The organism is Allobosea sp. 10N428 (genome assembly GCF_056394545.1).
Window position 1 is genome coordinate 1 of record NZ_JBFTIC010000021.1, and the last position, 20,586, is coordinate 20,586.

Sequence of the window (20,586 nt, forward strand, 5' to 3'; positions counted from 1 at the left end):
CGCACGACGGACGTGACCGGCGTGGTGACCCTGCCGGAAGGCACGGAGATGGTGATGCCGGGCGACAACATCTCGATGGAGGTGACGCTGATCGCCCCGATCGCGATGGAAGAGAAGCTGCGCTTCGCCATCCGCGAAGGCGGCCGCACGGTTGGAGCAGGTGTTGTTGCTTCGATCATTGCTTGATCGAAGCAACAGCGATGTCCGCGCAACCCGCGGACTTTGCGGCGCCGGCGTCGTCGCTTCGATCATTGCCTGATCGACGCGCATAGCGATTTGGGAAGGGGCGGTGGCGACACCGCCCTTTTTCTTTGGGCGCGGCAGCTCTGCGCGCATGCCTTGAACGCAAGGCTAGTCTCGTCCCGTGGTCTGTGCGGCTCATCCGTTCCATGCTCTCAATCGCCTGGAGAGAGCGGATCAGCCGCTCCGATCGTCGAGGAGCCTGCCCATGTCGTTCAAGCCGCCGTTTCCCGGCATCCATTCGATCGTCTTCGCCTTGTTCGACGAGCATGAGCGGCTCGACCGGGCGGCGATGCGCAAGCAGGCTCAAATCAGCGTCGAGCTCGACGTTCAGGGCATGGCGGCGCTCGGCCTCGCCACAGAGGTCTCCAAGCTGAGCTTCAGCGAACGCTGCACGGTGATGGAGTGGATGGCGGAGGATGTCGCGGGGAGGAAGCCGCTAGCCTTCACCATCTTCGGTTCCTCCGTCGCGGAGCAGGCCGAACTCGTAAAGGTCGCGGAGAAGAACGGCGCCGACTGGGTGATTCTTCAACCGCCGATGGTCGGCAGCTTCGCCGCCGCCGAGTATATCCGCTTCTTCGGCCGCATCGCCGACACGACCTCCCTGCCGGTCGCGATCCAGAATGCGCCGGCCTATATGGGGCGCGGCCTGTCTGCCGAGGACATTCGCGAATTGACGCGCCGGCACCCGAATATCAGCCTGATCAAGGGCGAGGGCTCGGTGATCGAAATCGAGCGGCTGATCGCGGTGACCGAAGGCCGGCTACCTATTCTGAACGGGCGCGGCGGGCTGGAACTCATCGACAATTTCCGGGCCGGCTGCAGCGGCATGATCCTGGCGCCCGACACGATCGACTACGCGCTGCGGGCCTATAACCGCTACCGAGCGGGCGACGAGGCCGGAGCGGACGCGGCCTATCGCGAGGTGCTGCCTGCGATCACCTTCATCATGCAGTCGATCGAGACGCTGCTCTGCTATGGCAAGCGCATCTTCGGTGCACGCGCCGGCATTCCGATCCACGACCGCGGGCCGGCGTTGAGGCCGACCGAATTTGGCCAGAAGCTAGTCGAGCGCTATGCCCGCGCACTCGGTCCCTACAGCAAATGAGGATGCCTGAAGATTTCGACTTGAAATGTGACGCGCCTTGGGGCACATCACGCCCACCTGCAGGGGTGTAGCTCAGTTGGTAGAGTACCGGTCTCCAAAACCGGTTGTCGTAGGTTCGAGCCCTACCGCCCCTGCCAGTCGCTCTTTGAGCGGCCGATGCGCAGACCGCAACGCGGTTCTTCGAGCGCCATGACCCAGAACATCTACGACGACGAGACTTTTTTCGCGGGCTACAGCCGGCTGCCGCGTTCCGTCCACGGATTGGACGGGGCGCCGGAATGGCCCGTGCTGCGTTCGATGCTGCCGGAACTCGCCGGCAAGAGCGTGCTCGATCTCGGCTGCGGATTCGGCTGGTTCTGCCGTTTCGCCGCGGGCGAGGGCGCCCGGAGCGTCCTGGGAATCGATGTTTCGGGGAAGATGCTGGAGCGCGCGCGGCGCGTGACGGCCGACGCCAGCGTCGCCTACGAGCGGGCCGATCTCGAAAGCTATGCGCCGCCGGCCGAAGCCTTCGATCTCGTCTACAGCTCGCTCGCCTTCCACTACATCGTCGATCTCGCTGGCCTGTTCGCGCGGGCATATGCGGCGCTGACGCCGGGTGGGGCGCTGGTCTGCTCGGTCGAACATCCGATCATGACGGCGCCGGTGCGGCAGGAATGGCTCAGCGATGCGGATGGGCGGGCGACCTGGCCGGTCAACGGCTATCTCGACGAGGGTGAGCGCGTCAGCAACTGGCTCGCCGAAGGTGTCGTCAAGCGCCACCGCACCATTGCGACCTATTTCGATCTGCTGCGGGGAGCGGGCTTCGCGCCGGGCAAGCTCGTCGAATGGGCCCCGAGCCCCGAGCAGGTCTCAGCCGAGCCAGGCTGGGCGAAGGAGCGCGAGCGGCCTTTCTTCCTGCTGGTCGCCGCGAGCCGGAGCTGAGCCGCCCGCGAGCCGAAAGGGTCTTGGCTAAAGGCCTCAAGCGATGTAAGAGGCTTGCAATGACGGCGCGCGACCCTCCCCGGGTCCCGCGCCGCGAATGTTTCAGGACGGCCGATTCGGTACGCAGCGGGGCTGCGGGCGGGGTCGGAACCCGAGGTGGTTCATGGCGAAATCCAATCCCTTCCAGTTCCTGCAGGATGTGCGCACCGAGGCGTCCAAGGTCACTTGGCCCTCGCGTCGCGAGACGCTCATCACCACGGGCCTGGTGCTCGCGATGGTGGTCGTCTCCAGCCTGTTCTTCCTCTTTACCGACACCGTCATCCGCTGGGTGCTCGGCATCATCCTCGGCGCCCGTTGAACGGAATTACGAACGTGAGCACCCGCTGGTACATCGTCCACGCCTATTCCAACTTCGAGAACAAGGTCGCGCAGTCGATCAAGGATCAGGCGCAGCAGCGCAATCTCGCCGACAAGTTCGACGAGGTGCTGGTGCCGACCGAGAAGGTCGTCGAGGTTCGCCGTGGCCGCAAGGTCGATACTGAGCGCAAGTTCTTCCCGGGCTATGTGCTGGTGAAGTGCGAGATGACCGACGAGGTCTACCACCTCATCAAGAACACGCCGAAGGTCACCGGCTTCCTCGGTGCCGACAAGGCCAAGCCCATGCCGATCCCGGAGCATGAGGCGATGCGGATCAAGGGCCAGGTCGCCGAGGGCATCGAGCGCCCCAAGCCGACGGTGGTCTTCGAGGTCGGCGAGCAGGTCAAGGTGGCGGACGGCCCCTTCGCCTCGTTCAACGGCGTCGTCGAGGATGTCGATCACGCCCGTGCCCGCCTCAAGGTCGCGGTCTCGATCTTCGGGCGCGCCACGCCGGTCGAGCTAGAATACGGTCAGGTCGAGAAGCTCTGAGCCAGCAGGCTGTTTCGGGTCGGTTCCTGGCGGCTTCCGTTAGGTTAATCGGCCTTTAACACAACTGCGCCAAGGCTCTGCGTCGGTAATCCGACGCAGGGCGCGATGTTTCCCAGATTCTTCAAAGCTACGGTCCGCCAGCGGCTGACGCTCTGGGCATTGATGCTCGGCATCCTCGCTTGCGTATTAGGCGCGGCCGAGTTCATCGGCTCCGTGAAGCTCGCCGGTTTCGCCAGGGCGATTGCTGCCCATACCGATGCGGTGGCAGTGCTCTCGGAAACGGATGCCGCATTGAGCCGCATCGTCGTGACGATCGTCTCGGGAGCCGATCGCGGCGCTCTGCCAGTCGACATCGAAGCCATGCAGGCCGCGATGAAAGCGGTCGCGGCGCGCAGCGACGGCGAAATTGCCGCCCGCGCGGACGATGCCGTCCGGGGGCTGCAGGAGTTTTCATCGAAGCTGGGGGCCGACGCTGCGGTTGCGCGCGCGGCACTGCGCAAAGCTGTCGAGCAGCGCAACGAACTGCGCGTGCAGTTGAACGCGGCGGTGGCGAGCGTCAGCGAAGCGCTCGGCGCGCATGTCGAAAACTCGCGGCAAAACACCATGCTTCTGGCGGCGCTTGGCCTTTTTGTCGTGGCTCTGATCGTCGCGTTCGAGCATCGCTGGCTGGTGCGTCCGATCTCGACGATGGCCATGGCGCTGTCTGCGCCTGGAGAGGATGCCGGCTGGGTACGCAAACTCGCGCGTCGCGGCGACGAGATCGGTATGCTCGGCCGGGCGCTGCATGCCCATCTGTCCGAGGAAAAGACGAGGCAGGAGGCCGCGAAGGAGCGGCTGGCCTCGCTTGCCGGAGAGGTCGAGCGGCAGCGTGCGCTGCGTGTCAGAGGGCAGGCTTTCCAGGGCAACATCGCCGGCATCGCCACGGCGCTGGAAACTCACGCCGCGAGCATGACCGACGCATCGAACGAACTCTCGCAGCTCTCCGGCTTCGTGGATCAGCATGCCGGCGCCGCGGCGCAGTCGAGCCAGCGCGCGGCCAATCATGTCGAACAGATGTCTTCGTCCCTGAACGAGATTGCCGAGCTCCTCGCAACGACGGCCGGGGAGGCGCAGCGGACGTCCGACATCGCGAATACTGCGAAGGCGCTCGTGGTGGAGGCGACGGATGACAGCGTGCTGCTGCGCGAGGCGGTCGGATCGATCTCGGCCGTGGTGACGCTGATCAGCACCGTCGCCAACCAGACCAATCTGCTTGCGCTCAACGCGACGATCGAGGCGGCCCGGGCCGGGGAAAGCGGTCGTGGTTTCGCGATCGTGGCCGCCGAGGTGAAGCAACTCGCCAACCGTACGGCGGAAGCGACGGGGCAGGTGCGGCAAGGGCTCGACTCGATCGGCACCGCGGCCGAGCGGATCATCGGCCGCATCGGCGCACTGGTCGCCTCGGTCAATGCCGTCGAGACCGCCGCCGACTCGATTGCGGAGCTGGCGCGCCGACAGGACGACACCTCCCGCTCGATCAATATCGGGACCGCCCAGACAGCCGGGGATGTGCGCGGCATGGCGGAGCAGGTCGAGCAGGTCGCCGGCATGATCGAAGACTGGCGGCGGATGACGGAACGGATGGCGCGGACCTCCGCCGACATCGACGGGCAAGCCGCAGCCCTGCGCCACGCGGTCGACAGCTTCATGACCGAGACACAAGGCGTGCAGCGCGCATGACGATGCCGGTCGATTCCCCAGGCTCATCGAAGGCCCGACGTATGCGGGGCGGCGATCTTGGCTTTCCGCGCCTCGCCAAGGTGCTGCACTGGGGCACGGCGGCGCTCGTCCTTGTGCTGTTTTGCGTTGGAATCCTGATGAAGGAGGTCGGGAGCGGCCCCTGGACGGATGCGCTCATGACCTTCCACAAGACGACCGGCTTCTTGCTGCTGCTTCTGGTCATGGTTCGAATCGCCTATCGGCTTCTGGCGCGCCTGGGCGGGCATTGGCCCCGTGCGGCGGGCGGCAGGGCGGTCCACAGGATGCTCTATGGCCTGTTGATCGTGATCCCGTTGCTCGGATTGGCTGGAGTGTCCGATTTCGACGCACGGGAGATCTATGGCGGGATTTCTCTGCCAGCGATCTGGCCGGAAGGCGCCGGTTATGCGGGTATATTGTTCCGCAGCCACGCGATTCTGGCTTTCACGCTCATGGGGCTCGTCGCCCTGCATGTCTGCCTCGCGCTCGACGACGATATCCAGCATGCAGCCCGGATCGATGCGGGGAAGACGCTGCCTGCGACCGCAACGCCCTCTTCCCTTTCCAGCCCATCTGTGCGATAGGCCGCGCCTCAACCGCGTGGGAGACGCGCCGGTCGCCAGCCGGATCAAACACGTCGCACCACGCACTGCAACCACCCCGGCCCCGGCGGAGAGCGTCGGCGGGCAGGGGCGTCGTCGTTCCGATAGGCAGCGGAGCGGACGGCAGGAGCAGCCATCATGGCGAAGAAGATCACGGGCTACGTGAAGCTTCAGGTTCCGGCGGGCGCGGCCAATCCGTCGCCGCCGATCGGTCCCGCGCTCGGTCAGCGCGGCCTCAACATCATGGAATTCTGCAAGGCCTTCAATGCGAAGACCCAGCAGATGGAAAAGGGCATGCCGATCCCGGTGATCATCACCGCGTATCAGGATCGCTCCTTCACCTTCGAGATGAAGCAGCCGCCGGTGTCCTACTGGCTGAAGAAGGCCGCTGGCCTGACTGCCGGCTCGAAGACCCCGGGCCGTGGCGGCAATGTCGGCAAGGTCACCGCCGCTCAGATCGCCGAGATCGCCGAGAAGAAGATGGCCGATCTCAACTGCGACACCGTCGAATCGGCTTCGGCCATGATCCGTGGCTCGGCCAGGTCCATGGGCCTGGAAGTCGTGGGCTGAGGGGAGGCTGACAATGGCACATACCGGAAAGCGCGTCGTTCAGGGCCGTGAAGGCATTGACCGCACCAAGCTGTACTCGCTCGATCAGGCCGTCACCTTCGTCAAGGAGCGCGCCAACGCCAAGTTCGACGAGACCGTCGAGATCGCGATGAATCTCGGCGTCGATCCGCGTCACGCCGACCAGATGGTCCGCGGCGTCTGCAACCTACCGAACGGCTCGGGCCGCACGCTGCGCGTTGCCGTCTTCGCTCGCGGCGCCAAGGCTGACGAAGCCAAGGCTGCGGGCGCTGACATCGTCGGCGCCGAGGAACTGGTCGAGTCCGTCCAGAAGGGCGAGATCAATTTCGATCGCTGCATCGCGACCCCGGACATGATGGGTCTCGTCGGTCGTCTCGGCAAGGTGCTCGGCCCGCGCGGCCTGATGCCGAACCCGCGCGTCGGCACCGTCACCATGGACGTCACCGCCGCCGTCGCCGCTTCGAAGGGTGGTTCGGTCGAGTTCCGCGTCGAGAAGGCCGGCATCATCCACGCCGCCGTCGGCAAGGCCTCGTTTTCGGCCGAGAAGCTCTCGGAGAACATCAAGGCGTTCGTCGACTCGGTCGCCAAGGCGAAGCCCGCCGGCGCCAAGGGCACCTATATCCAGCGCGTCGCGATCTCGTCGACCATGGGCCCGGGCGTCAAGGTCGAGCCGAACACCGTCATCGGCGGCTGATTGGTCTGAGGAAGGGCGGCCGGACAACCGGCCGCTCGCCGCTCTTGATTTCGTGATGTCAAGAGCCTACTTGGCAGGAGCAGGCGAAAGCGCTATACGCACGCCTGTTTCCATGAGTGACGAGGCTCCGGCGTGCTTGACACGAAGGGGTCCGTTTCGCGTTTTTCGGCGGGTTTCCGCTGAAGAAATGGGTGTTTCAGGGTCGGGAGAGAGATCTTTCGAGCAGGAATCACCCAGTCCTGTCTGAGACTGCAGGTGCCTTCCCGGTTCGTCCGGGAGCATAATTTCGCCAAGAGGCCTGCATAGACGGTGCAAGAGCTTAGTCCCGGATCGCGAGATCCGGAGAAGACGGTTCGAACCATCTCGCCCGGTCGTGATCCTCAAAGGGTCGGGAGCGGGGACAGGGCACCAAGCGTCGCTTCACGGGACGCCGGTGTCAACCGGGGTTCCAGGAAGCGGCATTTGCAACCGGCGGCGAGCCCTCAAAAGCTTGTCGCCTACCGGAGAGAGCCCAGTGGATAAAGCGGCAAAGAAAGATGCCGTCGCGTCGCTGAACGATGTGTTTGCGAACACGTCGGTCGTCGTCGTGGCCCACTATGCGGGTTTGACCGTGGCCCAGTTCCAGAAGCTTCGTCGCGAGATGAAGGCGAATGGCGCCACTGTTAAGGTCGCAAAGAACCGCTTGGCCAAGATCGCTCTTGAAGGCACCGACGTCGCGTCCATCAGCAATCTGCTGACGGGTCCCACCCTGATCGCTTATTCCAACGATCCGGTCGCGGCGCCGAAGGTCGCCAGCGCTTTCGCCAAGGAGAACGACAAGCTCGTCATCCTGGGCGGCGCGATGGGCAAGACCGCCCTGAACCCCGATGGTGTCAAGGCTCTGGCCACGATGCCCTCGCTCGACGAACTGCGTGCAAAGCTCATCGGCCTTATCCAGGCCCCGGCTACGAAGCTTGCGCAGCTCACGAACGCGCCCGCCGGCAAGCTGGCACGCGTGGTTCAGGCTTATGCCGACAAGAATGCGGCTTGAAGCCAGCAAACCGTTATCGTTCGAACCTCTTAAAACAGGAAGTTAAACATGGCCGATCTCGCCAAGCTCGTCGACGATCTCTCGTCGCTCACCGTTCTCGAGGCCGCTGACCTCGCCAAGATGCTCGAAGAGAAGTGGGGCGTTTCCGCCGCTGCCGCCGTCGCCGTTGCGGCTGGCCCGGCTGCCGGTGGCGCTGCCGCCGCCGCTGTTGAAGAGCAGACCGAGTTCACCGTCGTTCTTGCCGCCGCCGGCGACAAGAAGATCGAGGTGATCAAGGAAGTCCGCGCCATCACCGGCCTCGGCCTCAAGGAAGCCAAGGACCTGGTCGAAGGCGCTCCGAAGCCGGTCAAGGAAGGCGTTGGCAAGGACGAGGCCGAGAAGCTCAAGAAGCAGCTCGAGGCCGTCGGCGCCAAGGTCGAGCTCAAGTGAGCTTGGGCCGGCTGATGCCGGTCCGACCGTAGTCAAAACAGACAGTCCCGGGGCAGCTACGCCTCCGGGGCTGTCGCGTCGTTTCCGCGCAGATGCGCGGGAGTTGTTGTCGAAGTTTGCTGCAACCGTGCAGCGCGGCTTCGATGGAAATGCGGGGTCGGCGCGATGCTGCGCCGAACGGCTCACCCGGCGGCCTGGTGCCGTCCTTGCCCGGACCGCCGGGTGAGCCGTCCGAAGAGATTGCGAGGAACAACATGGTCAATTCGCTCCAGGGTCGCAGGCGCGTCCGCAAGTTCTTCGGCAAACTCAAGGAAGTGGCGCAGATGCCGAACCTCATCGAGGTTCAGAAGGCGTCCTACGACCAGTTCCTGATGGTCGACGAACCCAAGGGCGGCCGGCCCGACGAAGGCCTTCAGTCCGTCTTCAAGTCGGTCTTCCCGATCGGTGACTTCTCCGGCGCCTCGCTGCTGGAGTTCGTGAAATACACCTTCGAGCCGCCGAAATACGACGTCGACGAGTGCCGCCAGCGCGGCATGACCTTCTCTGCGCCGCTCAAGGTGACGCTGCGCCTGATCGTGTTCGATATCGATCCGGACACCCAGGCCAAGTCGGTCAAGGACATCAAGGAGCAGGATGTCTACATGGGCGACATGCCGCTCATGACGGATAACGGCACCTTCATCGTGAACGGCACCGAGCGCGTCATCGTCTCGCAGATGCACCGTTCGCCGGGCGTGTTCTTCGACCACGACAAGGGCAAGACCCATTCCTCGGGCAAGCTGCTCTTCGCCGCGCGCATCATCCCCTATCGCGGTTCTTGGCTCGACATCGAGTTCGACGCCAAGGACATCGTCTACGCCCGTATCGACCGGAAGCGTAAGATCCCGGTCACCTCGCTGCTGTTCGCGCTCGGCATGGACGGCGAGGAGATCCTCAACCGCTTCTACAACCACATCACCTACACCAAGGACGCCAAGGGCTGGCGCGTTCCCTACGATGCGGAGCGCATGAAGGGCTTCAAGGCCACCGAGGACATGATCGACGCCGACACCGGCGAGGTCGTGGTCGAGGCCGGCAAGAAGCTTGTCGCCCGCACGGCCCGCCAGCTCGCCGAGAAGGGCCTCAAGTTCCTGCGCGCGCAGGACGAGGACCTGTACACCCAGTACATCGCCGAGGACCTGGTCAATCCGGCGACGGGTGAAGTCTATGCCGAGGCCGGCGAGGAGATCACCGAGAAGCTGCTGAAGCAGCTCACCGATGACGGCTTCGACGAGATCACGGTGCTCGACATCGACCACATCACGGTCGGCCCGTACATCCGCAACACGCTCAATGTCGACAAGAACTCGCGCCGCGAGGAAGCCCTGTTCGACATCTACCGCGTGATGCGTCCCGGCGAGCCGCCGACCCTCGAGACGGCTGAGAACATGTTCCAGTCGCTGTTCTTCGACGCCGAGCGCTACGACCTCTCCGCCGTCGGCCGCGTGAAGATGAACATGCGCCTCGACCTCGACGCCGAGGACACCGTGCGCATCCTGCGCAAGGAGGACATCTTCGCGGTCGTGAAGGCGCTGGTCGACCTGCGCGACGGCAAGGGCGAGATCGACGACATCGACCATCTCGGCAACCGCCGCGTCCGCTCGGTCGGCGAGCTCATGGAGAACCAGTACCGCCTGGGCCTGCTGCGCATGGAGCGCGCCATCAAGGAGCGCATGTCCTCGGTCGATATCGACACGGTCATGCCGCAGGACCTGATCAACGCGAAGCCGGCGGCTGCCGCCGTGCGCGAGTTCTTCGGCTCCTCGCAGCTCTCGCAGTTCATGGACCAGACGAACCCGCTCTCGGAAGTCACGCATAAGCGTCGTCTTTCGGCGCTTGGCCCGGGTGGTCTGACCCGCGAGCGCGCCGGCTTCGAGGTGCGCGACGTGCACCCGACGCATTACGGCCGCATCTGCCCGATCGAGACGCCGGAAGGCCCGAATATCGGCCTGATCAACTCGCTCGCCACCTTCGCGCGGGTTAACAAATACGGCTTCATCGAGAGCCCGTATCGCCGCATCCGCGACGGCAAGGTCACGGACGAGGTGATCTATCTCTCGGCGATGGAAGAGGCGAAGTACAACGTCGCCCAGGCGAATGCCGCCGTCGACAAGGAAGGCCGCCTGACCGACGACCTGATTGTCTGCCGTCGCGCCGGCGAAGTCATCGTCACCCCGGTCGACAAGGTCGACTTCCAGGACGTGTCGCCGAAGCAGCTCGTCTCGGTCGCCGCGGCGCTGATCCCGTTCCTTGAGAACGACGACGCGAACCGCGCGCTGATGGGCTCGAACATGCAGCGCCAGGCGGTGCCGCTGGTTCGCGCCGACGCGCCCTTCGTCGGCACCGGCATGGAAGCGGTTGTGGCCCGTGACTCGGGCGCCGCGATTGCAGCCCGCCGCGCCGGCATCGTCGACCAGGTCGACGCGACCCGTATCGTCATCCGCGCTTCGGAGGAGATGGATCCGACGAAGCCGGGCGTCGACATCTACCGGCTGCAGAAGTTCCAGCGCTCGAACCAGTCGACCTGCATCACGCAGCGTCCGCTGGTGCGCGTCGGCGACGTCGTCAAGAAGGGCGACATCGTCGCCGACGGCCCGTCGACCGAGTTCGGCGAGCTCGCGCTCGGCCGTAACGTGCTCGTCGCGTTCATGCCGTGGAACGGCTACAACTTCGAGGACTCGATCCTTCTCTCCGAGAAGATCGTCTCCGAGGACGTCTTCACCTCGATCCATATCGAGGAGTTCGAGGTCATGGCCCGCGACACCAAGCTGGGCCCTGAGGAAATCACGCGCGACATTCCGAACGTTTCGGAAGAGGCGCTGAAAAACCTCGACGAAGCCGGCATCGTCTATATCGGCGCAGAAGTGGCGGCGGGCGACATTCTCGTCGGCAAGATCACGCCGAAGGGCGAGAGCCCGATGACCCCGGAAGAGAAGCTGCTGCGCGCCATCTTCGGCGAGAAGGCTTCGGACGTCCGCGACACCTCGCTGCGCGTTCCGCCCGGCGTGCAGGGCACGATCGTCGAAGTGCGCGTGTTCAATCGCCACGGCGTCGACAAGGACGAGCGCGCCCAGGCGATCGAGCGCGAGGAGATCGAGCGTCTTGCCAAGGACCGCGACGACGAGCAGGCGATCCTGGACCGCAACACCTTTGCGCGTCTGGCCGAGATCCTGACCGGCAAGACCGGCCTAGCCGGCCCGAAGGGCTTCAAGAAGGACACGGTCATCACCCGCGAGGTGATGAGCGAGTTCCCGCGTTCGCAGTGGTGGCTGTTCGCCACCGCCGAAGACTCGCTGATGACCGAGATCGAGGCGATGCGGAAGCAGTACGACGAGTCGAAGAAGCGCCTCGAGCAGCGCTTCCTCGACAAGGTCGAGAAGCTGCAGCGCGGCGACGAGCTGCCTCCGGGCGTGATGAAGATGGTCAAGGTCTTCGTCGCGGTGAAGCGCAAGATCCAGCCGGGCGACAAGATGGCCGGCCGTCACGGAAACAAGGGCGTGGTCTCGCGCATCGTGCCGGTCGAGGATATGCCGTTCCTCGAGGATGGCACCCATGCCGATATCGTGCTGAACCCGCTCGGCGTGCCCAGCCGCATGAATGTCGGCCAGATCCTGGAGACGCATCTGGGCTGGGCGGCCGCCGGTCTCGGCAGGCAGATCAGCGCGGCGCTCGATGCCTACAAGAAGACGCACGACTTCAAGGCGCTGAAGGCCCAGTTCGATGCCGTCTACGAGGACAATGAGATCATTGCCTCGATGGACGAGAACGAACTCGTCGAGATGGGCCAGAATCTGCGCCGCGGCGTGCCGGTGGCGACCCCCGTCTTCAACGGTGCCAAGGAAGCCGATATCGAGCGGCTGCTGGAGCAGGCGGGCCTGCACTCGTCGGGTCAGTCGACCCTCTATGACGGGCGCACGGGTGAGCCCTTCGACCGCAAGGTCACGATGGGCTACATCTACATGCTGAAGCTGCACCATCTCGTGGACGACAAGATCCACGCCCGTTCGATCGGCCCGTACTCGCTCGTCACCCAGCAGCCGCTGGGCGGCAAGGCGCAGTTCGGCGGCCAGCGCTTCGGCGAAATGGAGGTCTGGGCGCTCGAGGCTTATGGCGCCGCCTACACCCTGCAGGAGATGCTGACGGTGAAGTCGGACGACGTCGCCGGCCGCACCAAGGTCTACGAGTCGATCGTGCGCGGCGAGGACAACTTCGAGGCCGGCATCCCCGAGAGCTTCAACGTTCTCGTCAAGGAGATGCGTTCGCTCGGCCTCAACGTCGAGCTCATCAACAACAAGGCGAAGCCGGGCGAGTTGCCGCCGGCCGAAGCGGCCGAGTGAGCCGTTAACCAAGCCTTGTATAGATGCCGGCGGCACTGACGCCGCCGGCCGACGGAATTTACGAGCCGGGCAGGGCGGCCCTAGCCCCCGCCGGCGGAAGGAGACAGGCGATGAAGCAAGAGGTCATGAACCTTTTCGGCCAGCAGCCGGTCCAGCAGGCCTTCGACGCGATCAAGATCTCGATCGCGAGCCCGGAGAAGATCCTGTCCTGGTCCTATGGCGAGATCAAAAAGCCGGAGACCATCAACTACCGCACGTTCAAGCCGGAGCGCGACGGCCTGTTCTGCGCCCGCATCTTCGGGCCGATCAAGGACTACGAGTGCCTGTGCGGCAAGTACAAGCGCATGAAGTTCAAGGGCGTCATCTGCGAGAAGTGCGGCGTCGAAGTCACGCTCGCCCGCGTCCGGCGCGAGCGCATGGGCCATATCGAACTCGCCGCCCCGGTGGCGCATATCTGGTTCCTGAAGTCGCTGCCTTCGCGCATCGGCCTCCTGATGGATATGCCGCTCAAGGACCTCGAGCGCATCCTGTACTTCGAAAGCTACGTCGTCATCGAGCCGGGCCTTACCCCGCTCAAGGACCGTCAACTGCTGTCGGAGGAGGAGTACGTCCGGGCGCAGGAGGAGTACGGCGCGGACACCTTCACCGCCATGATCGGCGCGGAAGCCATCCGCGAGATGCTGCGTGCGCTCGACCTCGACCAGATCAACGCCGACCTCAAGCATGAGATCGCGACGACGACGTCGGAGCTGAAGCCCAAGAAGCTGATGAAGCGCCTCAAGATCATCGAGGCCTTCCAGGAGTCGGGCAACAAGCCGGAATGGATGGTGATGACCCAGATTCCGGTCATCCCGCCGGATCTGCGCCCGCTCGTGCCGCTTGACGGCGGCCGCTTCGCGACCTCGGACCTGAACGACCTCTACCGCCGCGTCATCAACCGCAACAACCGCCTGAAGCGGCTGATCGAGCTGCGCGCGCCGGACATCATCATCCGCAACGAAAAGCGGATGTTGCAGGAGTCGGTCGACGCCCTGTTCGATAACGGCCGTCGCGGCCGCGTCATCACGGGTGCCAACAAGCGCCCGCTGAAGTCGCTCGCCGACATGCTGAAGGGCAAGCAGGGGCGCTTCCGCCAGAACCTGCTCGGCAAGCGCGTCGACTATTCCGGCCGTTCGGTCATCGTCGTCGGCCCGGAGATGAAGCTGCACCAGTGCGGCCTGCCGAAGAAGATGGCGCTCGAGCTGTTCAAGCCGTTCATCTATGCGCGCCTCGACGCCAAGGGCTACTCGACCACGGTCAAGCAGGCCAAGAAGCTCGTCGAGAAGGAGAAGCCGGAGGTCTGGGATATCCTGGACGAGGTCATCCGCGAGCATCCGGTGATGCTGAACCGGGCGCCGACGCTGCACCGCTTGGGCATCCAGGCCTTCGAGCCCGTGCTGATCGAGGGCAAGGCGATCCAGCTCCACCCGCTGGTCTGCGCCGCCTTCAACGCTGACTTCGACGGCGACCAGATGGCCGTGCACGTCCCGCTGTCGCTGGAAGCGCAGTTGGAAGCGCGCGTGCTGATGATGTCGACCAACAACATCCTGCACCCGGCGAACGGCATGCCGATCATCGTGCCGTCGCAGGACATCGTGCTCGGCCTCTACTACCTCTCGATCGTTTCGGACGGCGAGCCCGGCCAGGGCAAGGTCTTCGGCGATTTCGGCGAACTCGAGCACGCGCTGCACGAAAAGGTCGTCACGCTGCATTCGAAGATCAAGTATCGCTGGACCGGCACCGGCAAGGACGGCAAGCCGTACACGAAKATCTATGACACCACGCCGGGGCGCGTGATCCTCTCGACCGCGCTGCCGGACCACCCGGCCGTGTCCTTCGACGTCAGCAACCGCCTGATGACCAAGAAGGAAATCTCCGGGATGATCGACGCCGTGTATCGCGGCTGCGGTCAGAAGGAATCGGTGATCTTCTGCGACCGCGTCATGGCGCTGGGCTTCCGCCACGCGTTCAAGGCCGGCATCTCCTTCGGCAAGGACGACATGGTCGTGCCGGAGAACAAGTGGGAGATCGTCGATACGACCCGCGCGCTCGCCAAGGATTACGAGCAGCAGTACCAGGACGGCCTGATCACCCAGGGCGAGAAGTACAACAAGGTCGTCGACGCCTGGGCGAAGTGCTCCGACAAGCTCGCCCAGGAGATGATGGCCCGCATCTCGACCGTCCAAAAGGACGAGACCGGCCGCGACAAGCAGATCAACTCGATCTACATGATGTCGCACTCGGGCGCCCGTGGTTCGCCGGCGCAGATGCGCCAGCTCGCCGCCATGCGCGGCCTGATGGCCAAGCCGTCGGGCGAGATCATCGAGTCGCCGATCATCTCGAACTTCAAGGAAGGCCTCGACGTTCTCGAGTACTTCAACTCGACCCACGGCGCCCGTAAGGGCCTCGCCGACACGGCGCTGAAGACGGCCAACTCCGGCTATCTGACACGCCGCCTCGTCGACGTGGCGCAGGACGCGATCATCTCCGAGGTGGATTGCGGCTCGGATAACGGCATCAAGATGCGCGCCATCGTCGATGCGGGCCAGATCGTGGCCTCGCTCGGCATGCGTATCCTGGGTCGCGCGACGGCCGAGGACATCGTCGACGTCGAGGGTAAGGTCATCGTCGCCAAGGGCGTGGTGATCGAAGAGAGCGACATCGCCAAGATCAACGCCGCCGGCGTCCAGGAGGTGAAGATCCGTTCGGTCCTCACCTGCGAGACCAAGAACGGCGTCTGCGCCACCTGCTACGGGCGCGATCTGGCCCGCGGCACGCCCGTGAACATGGGCGAGGCCGTCGGCGTCATCGCGGCGCAGTCGATCGGCGAGCCGGGCACGCAGCTCACCATGCGTACCTTCCACATCGGCGGCGCGGCCACCATCGCCGACCAGTCCTTCGTCGAGTCGAACTTCGAAGGCACGGTCAAGATGCGCAACCGCAACGTCGCGCGGAACTCGGACGGCGACCTGATCGCCATGGCGCGCAACATCGCCATCGTGATCGTCGGCCCTGATGGAGCCGAGCGCGCGGTCCATCGCGTTCAGTTCGGCTCGAAGCTGCGGGTCGACGAGGGCGACAAGGTCAAGCGCGGCCAGCGCCTGATCGAGTGGGACCCCTATTCCCGCCCGATCCTGGCGGAAGTGGACGGCAAGGTCGGCTACGAGGATCTCGTGGACGGCATGTCGATCACCGAGACGACCGACGAAGCGACGGGCATCTCCAAGCGCGTCGTCATCGATTGGCGCGGTTCGGCCCGTACGGCCGATCTCAAGCCAGCGATGGTGATCTTCGGTGCGGACGGCAAGGTGGCGAAGCTCGCCCGTGGTGGCGAGGCCCGCTACATCCTGCCGGTCGACGGCATTATCTCGGTGGAGCCGGGCCACTTGATCAAGGCCGGCGACGTGCTGGCGCGTGTCTCGACCGACTCGGCCAAGACCCGCGACATCACCGGTGGTCTGCCGCGCGTGGCGGAATTGTTCGAGGCGCGTCGTCCGAAGGACGCGGCGATCATTGCCGAGAAGTCGGGCGTGATCGGCTTCGGCAAGGACTACAAGAACAAGCGCCGCGTGACGTTGACGCCGCATGATGGTTCCGATGGGGTCGAGTACCTGATCCCGAAGGGCAAGCACATCCATCTCCAGGAAGGTGACGTCGTGGAGGTCGGTGACTACATCCTGGACGGCAACCCGGCCCCGCACGACATCCTGGCGATCAAGGGCGTCGAGGAACTGGCAGCCTATCTGGTCAACGAAATCCAGGAGGTCTATCGCCTCCAGGGCGTGACCATCAACGACAAGCACATCGAGGTCATCGTCCGGCAGATGCTGCAGAAGGTCGAGATCACCGAGTCGGGGGACAGCGATATCCTGACCGGCGACCAGATCGACCGCATCGAACTGGAAGAGGTCAACGCGAAGCTGCGCGAGGAGGGCAAGAAGCCGGCTTCCGGCGTCCCCGTCCTGCTCGGCATCACCAAGGCCTCGCTGCAGACCCGCTCCTTCATCTCGGCGGCGTCCTTCCAGGAGACCACCCGCGTCCTCACCGAAGCGGCGGTCAACGGCAAGTCGGACATGCTCGAAGGCCTGAAGGAGAACGTCATCGTCGGCTCGCTCATCCCGGCCGGCACCGGCGCCCAGGTCGCCCGCATCAAGCAGGTGGCCACGCGCCGCGACGATCTCATCGTCGGCCAGAAGGCGGATGCGGCGGCGAAGGCCGCCAAGGAAGCCGCTGCCGTGCTCCCCGCCGCCGAGTAAGCCTCGGCCGCGAGCGATCCTCGGTAATCATCGGAAAGGCCGCCCCGTCAGGGCGGCCTTTTTGTTTCAAGGAGAGGCGGGCAGGGGGCGAACCTGCTCCAACCCCGCAAAACCCCGCCATTTTCGGCGGTTTCGGGGTTGACGCGAATCTCTGGGTGAGTCATAAGCGCGCCACTGTCGACGGCTGTCGGACACGTTTGTCGCTTGCGCCAGATTCGCAAGCGAGTTTCGCGACCGAAACTCCGTCGGAATTCCAGCGTCGAATGACGACATGGCAGGATGCATGAACGCGGGCTTCCCGTGTTCCTCTGCTGGCGAACGCGCCTGAGGCCCCTCGACGGGAGCCGATGGCGCGGCTTCGTTTATGTCATGGCGTAGTTCGGGCTGGGAGATTGATCAGAGAATTTCCAAACGCTCAGTGGGGCGAGAGGCCAGAATGCCGACAATCAGCCAGCTCATCCGCAAGCCACGCTCGCCCGTGAAGGCGCGTAACACCGCCCCGGCGCTCGAGTCGTGCCCGCAGAAGCGCGGCGTCTGCACGCGCGTTTATACGACGACCCCGAAGAAGCCGAACTCGGCGCTCCGCAAGGTTGCCAAGGTTCGTCTGACGAACGGCTTCGAGGTGATCGGCTACATCCCGGGTGAAGGTCACAACCTTCAGGAGCACTCGGTCGTCATGATCCGTGGCGGCCGCGTGAAGGACCTTCCCGGTGTGCGCTATCACATCCTGCGCGGCGTGCTCGACACGCAGGGCGTCAAGAACCGCAAGCAGCGCCGTTCGAAGTACGGCGCCAAGCGTCCTAAGTGAGTTCGGCCCGATCGGCCGGGCGATGAGCCCAGGCCGATCCGCCGCGTTGAAGATTTGACCGGAGACTAGACGATGTCCCGCCGCCACAGTGCCGAAAAGCGCGAAGTTATCCCGGACCCGAAGTTCGGTGATATCGTCGTGACCAAGTTCATGAACTCCGTGATGTATGAAGGCAAGAAGTCGACCGCCGAGCGGATCGTCTACGGTGCCTTCGACATCATCGAGGCGAAGACCAAGAGCGAGCCGCTCGGCGTGTTCAAGTCGGCGCTCGAGAATGTCGCTCCGGCGATCGAGGTTCGTTCCCGCCGCGTCGGCGGCGCGACCTATCAGGTTCCGGTCGAGGTTCGCACCGAGCGCCGCCAGGCGCTGGCGATCCGCTGGCTGATCTCGGCCGCGCGCGGCCGCAACGACAAGACCATGGTCGAGCGCCTCTCGGCGGAGCTGATGGACGCGGCCAACAACCGCGGCAACGCCGTCAAGAAGCGCGAAGACACGCACCGGATGGCGGAAGCCAACCGCGCCTTCTCGCACTACCGCTGGTAAGCGGCGCGCTGACCCGAGACACAGAGCACGATCATGGCCCGTTCCCATCCCATCGACCGTTATCGCAACTTCGGCATCATGGCCCACATTGATGCCGGCAAGACGACGACGACCGAGCGCATCCTCTACTACACCGGCAAGTCCCATAAGATCGGCGAAGTCCATGACGGCGCCGCCACGATGGACTGGATGACGCAGGAGCAGGAGCGTGGCATCACGATCACCTCGGCTGCGACGACCTGCTTCTGGCGCGACAACCGCCTGAACATCATCGACACCCCCGGCCACGTCGACTTCACCATCGAGGTCGAGCGTTCGCTGCGCGTGCTCGACGGCGCCGTCTGCGTGCTCGACGGCAACCAGGGCGTCGAGCCCCAGACCGAGACCGTCTGGCGCCAGGCTGACAAGTACGACGTGCCGCGTATCGTGTTCGTCAACAAGATGGACAAGATCGGCGCCGATTTCTATCGCTGCGTCCAGGACATCATCGACCGCGTCGCCGGCAAGCCCGTCTGCCTGCAGATTCCGATCGGTTCCGAGGCCGAATTCGCTGGTGTCATCGACCTCGTGAAGATGAAGGCGATCGTCTGGAACGGCGAGGCGCTCGGTGCGTCCTTCGAAGAGCAGGACATTCCGGCCAATCTCGCTGAGAAGGCCGCCGAGTACCGCTCGAAGCTCGTCGAGGCGGCCGTCGAAATGGACGATGCCGCGATGGAAGCCTATCTCGAAGGCACCGAGCCCGACGCCGACACGCTGCGCCGATTGGTCCGCACCGCCGTGCAGCGCCGCGCCTTCCACCCGGTTCTCTGTGGCTCGTCCTTCAAGAACAAGGGCGTGCAGCCGCTGCTCGACGCCGTCGTCGACTATCTGCCGTCGCCGGTTGATCGTGGCGCGGTCGAAGGCATCGACTTCAAGACCGAAGAGCCGACCGTCCGCAATCCCACGGACGAAGATCCGTTCTCCATGCTTGCCTTCAAGATCATGGACGACCCCTTCGTCGGCACGATCACCTTCTGCCGCATCTATTCGGGCAAGGTCGAGGCCGGCCAGGGCGTCATCAACTCGACCCGCGACAAGAAAGAGCGCGTCGGCCGCATGCTGCTGATGCATGCGAACAACCGCGAGGACATCAAGGAGGCTTTCGCCGGCGACATCGTCGCCCTGGCCGGCCTGAAGGACGTCCGCACCGGCGACACGCTTTGCGACCCGACCAACGCGGTCATCCTGGAGCGCATGGAGTTCCCCGAGCCGGTCATCACGATCGCGATCGAGCCGAAGTCCAAGGCCGACCAGGAGAAGCTGGGCCTCGCCCTGTCGAAGCTCGCGAACGAGGATCCGTCCTTCCGCGTGTCGACCGACCAGGAGAGCGGCCAGACCATTCTAAAGGGCATGGGCGAGCTGCATCTCGACATCAAGGTCGACATCCTGAAGCGCACCTACAAGGTCGACGCCAATATCGGTGCGCCGCAGGTTGCGTATCGCGAGACGCTGACCAAGAAGGCCGAGATCGACTACACCCACAAGAAGCAGACCGGCGGTACGGGCCAGTTCGCCCGCGTCAAGCTCGTCATCGAGCCGAACGAGACCGGCAAGGGCTTCGAGTTCGAGTCGAAGGTCGTCGGTGGTTCGGTGCCGAAGGAATACATCCCCGGCGTCGAGAAGGGCCTGAACTCGGTCATCGGCTCGGGCGTTCTCGCCGGCTTCCCGGTCGTGGACGTCAAGGTCACGCTGATCGACGGCGCTTTCCACGAAGTCGACTCGTCGGCTCTGGCCTTCGAAATCGCCTCCCGTGCAGCGCTGCGCGAAGGTCTGCAGAAGGGCGGCTCCGTGCTGCTCGAGCCGATCATGAAGGTCGAGGTCGTGACCCCGGAAGACTATACCGGCTCGGTCATCGGCGACTTGAATTCGCGTCGCGGCCAGATCCAGGGCCAGGACATGCGCGGCAACGCCGTCGTGATCAATGCGATGGTTCCGCTGGCGAACATGTTCGGCTACGTCAACCAGCTGCGTTCCTTCTCGCAGGGCCGCGCGAACTACACGATGCAGTTCGACCACTACGAGCAGGTGCCGTCGGCGGTCGCCGCCGAGGTTCAGGCCAAGTACGCCTGAGCTCCGCACCGAACCGACTGAACATTTGAACAAGATCTGACGGAGGCTACGATGGCCAAAGAGAAATTCGCTCGTACGAAGCCGCACTGCAACATTGGCACGATTGGTCACGTTGACCATGGCAAGACGTCGTTGACGGCTGCGATCACGAAGGTTCTGGCCGAGACCGGCGGCGCGTCGTTCACGGCGTATGACCAGAT

Annotated in this window: 17 protein-coding genes and 1 tRNA gene; all 18 read left to right on the forward strand. The window is 64.5% G+C overall.

Annotated elements, in window-relative coordinates:
* A partial coding sequence (locus AC1DDA_RS26795) for an EF-Tu C-terminal domain-related protein (RefSeq protein WP_465247133.1) occupies nt 1-186 on the forward strand: 186 nt, incomplete at its 5' end.
* A gap of 262 nt (nt 187-448) precedes the next feature.
* On the forward strand, nt 449-1,348 hold the full coding sequence (locus AC1DDA_RS26800) for a dihydrodipicolinate synthase family protein (protein WP_476798042.1): 900 nt from the start codon (nt 449-451) through the stop codon (nt 1,346-1,348).
* Between the two features lie 61 nt (nt 1,349-1,409).
* Nucleotides 1,410-1,485 (forward strand) — tRNA-Trp (locus tag AC1DDA_RS26805).
* A gap of 52 nt (nt 1,486-1,537) precedes the next feature.
* Entirely contained in the window at nt 1,538-2,269 is a 732-nt protein-coding gene (locus AC1DDA_RS26810) for a class I SAM-dependent methyltransferase (RefSeq protein WP_476798043.1), read from the forward strand.
* A 163-nt stretch (nt 2,270-2,432) separates the two neighbouring features.
* Entirely contained in the window at nt 2,433-2,627 is a 195-nt protein-coding gene (gene secE / locus AC1DDA_RS26815) for a preprotein translocase subunit SecE (protein ID WP_441473933.1), read from the forward strand.
* Between the two features lie 14 nt (nt 2,628-2,641).
* The gene (gene nusG / locus AC1DDA_RS26820) at nt 2,642-3,175 is read left to right on the forward strand and encodes a transcription termination/antitermination protein NusG (RefSeq protein ID WP_441514523.1); all 534 of its coding nucleotides are present in this window, start codon (nt 2,642-2,644) and stop codon (nt 3,173-3,175) included.
* Nucleotides 3,176-3,280: 105 nt separating this feature from the next.
* Nucleotides 3,281-4,894, forward strand: a complete 1,614-nt coding sequence (locus AC1DDA_RS26825) for a methyl-accepting chemotaxis protein (RefSeq protein ID WP_476798044.1) — start codon at nt 3,281-3,283, stop codon at nt 4,892-4,894.
* Nucleotides 4,895-4,935: 41 nt separating this feature from the next.
* On the forward strand, nt 4,936-5,496 hold the full coding sequence (locus AC1DDA_RS26830; RefSeq protein WP_476798045.1) for a cytochrome b: 561 nt from the start codon (nt 4,936-4,938) through the stop codon (nt 5,494-5,496).
* 156 nt (nt 5,497-5,652) lie between these two features.
* A complete protein-coding gene (rplK, locus tag AC1DDA_RS26835; RefSeq protein WP_441514526.1) occupies nt 5,653-6,084 on the forward strand; it encodes a 50S ribosomal protein L11 in 432 nt (143 codons plus the stop codon).
* Nucleotides 6,085-6,097: 13 nt separating this feature from the next.
* Nucleotides 6,098-6,796 carry a 50S ribosomal protein L1 gene (gene rplA / locus AC1DDA_RS26840; protein WP_441514527.1) on the forward strand — a complete coding sequence of 233 codons (699 nt, stop codon included), beginning with the start codon at nt 6,098-6,100 and terminating at the stop codon, nt 6,794-6,796.
* Between the two features lie 514 nt (nt 6,797-7,310).
* Nucleotides 7,311-7,826: a 50S ribosomal protein L10 gene (gene rplJ, locus AC1DDA_RS26845; RefSeq protein ID WP_038358277.1), complete on the forward strand. Its 516-nt coding sequence runs from the start codon at nt 7,311-7,313 to the stop codon at nt 7,824-7,826.
* A gap of 48 nt (nt 7,827-7,874) precedes the next feature.
* Entirely contained in the window at nt 7,875-8,255 is a 381-nt protein-coding gene (rplL, locus tag AC1DDA_RS26850) for a 50S ribosomal protein L7/L12 (RefSeq protein ID WP_441514528.1), read from the forward strand.
* A 254-nt stretch (nt 8,256-8,509) separates the two neighbouring features.
* Nucleotides 8,510-12,631, forward strand: coding sequence for a DNA-directed RNA polymerase subunit beta (gene rpoB / locus AC1DDA_RS26855; RefSeq protein WP_441514529.1), 4,122 nt, complete (start codon nt 8,510-8,512; stop codon nt 12,629-12,631).
* Between the two features lie 110 nt (nt 12,632-12,741).
* Nucleotides 12,742-16,926 (forward strand): DNA-directed RNA polymerase subunit beta', encoded by a 4,185-nt coding sequence (gene rpoC / locus AC1DDA_RS26860; protein ID WP_476798046.1) that lies wholly within the window; start codon nt 12,742-12,744, stop codon nt 16,924-16,926.
* Nucleotides 16,927-17,362: 436 nt separating this feature from the next.
* Nucleotides 17,363-17,734: a 30S ribosomal protein S12 gene (gene rpsL, locus AC1DDA_RS26865; protein WP_038358286.1), complete on the forward strand. Its 372-nt coding sequence runs from the start codon at nt 17,363-17,365 to the stop codon at nt 17,732-17,734.
* A 72-nt stretch (nt 17,735-17,806) separates the two neighbouring features.
* Nucleotides 17,807-18,277 (forward strand): 30S ribosomal protein S7, encoded by a 471-nt coding sequence (rpsG, locus tag AC1DDA_RS26870; RefSeq protein ID WP_038358287.1) that lies wholly within the window; start codon nt 17,807-17,809, stop codon nt 18,275-18,277.
* 33 nt (nt 18,278-18,310) lie between these two features.
* Nucleotides 18,311-20,386 (forward strand): elongation factor G, encoded by a 2,076-nt coding sequence (fusA, locus tag AC1DDA_RS26875; RefSeq protein WP_441514531.1) that lies wholly within the window; start codon nt 18,311-18,313, stop codon nt 20,384-20,386.
* Nucleotides 20,387-20,437: 51 nt separating this feature from the next.
* Nucleotides 20,438-20,586: GTP-binding protein (locus AC1DDA_RS26880; protein WP_476796182.1), on the forward strand; the 149-nt coding region annotated here is incomplete at its 3' end.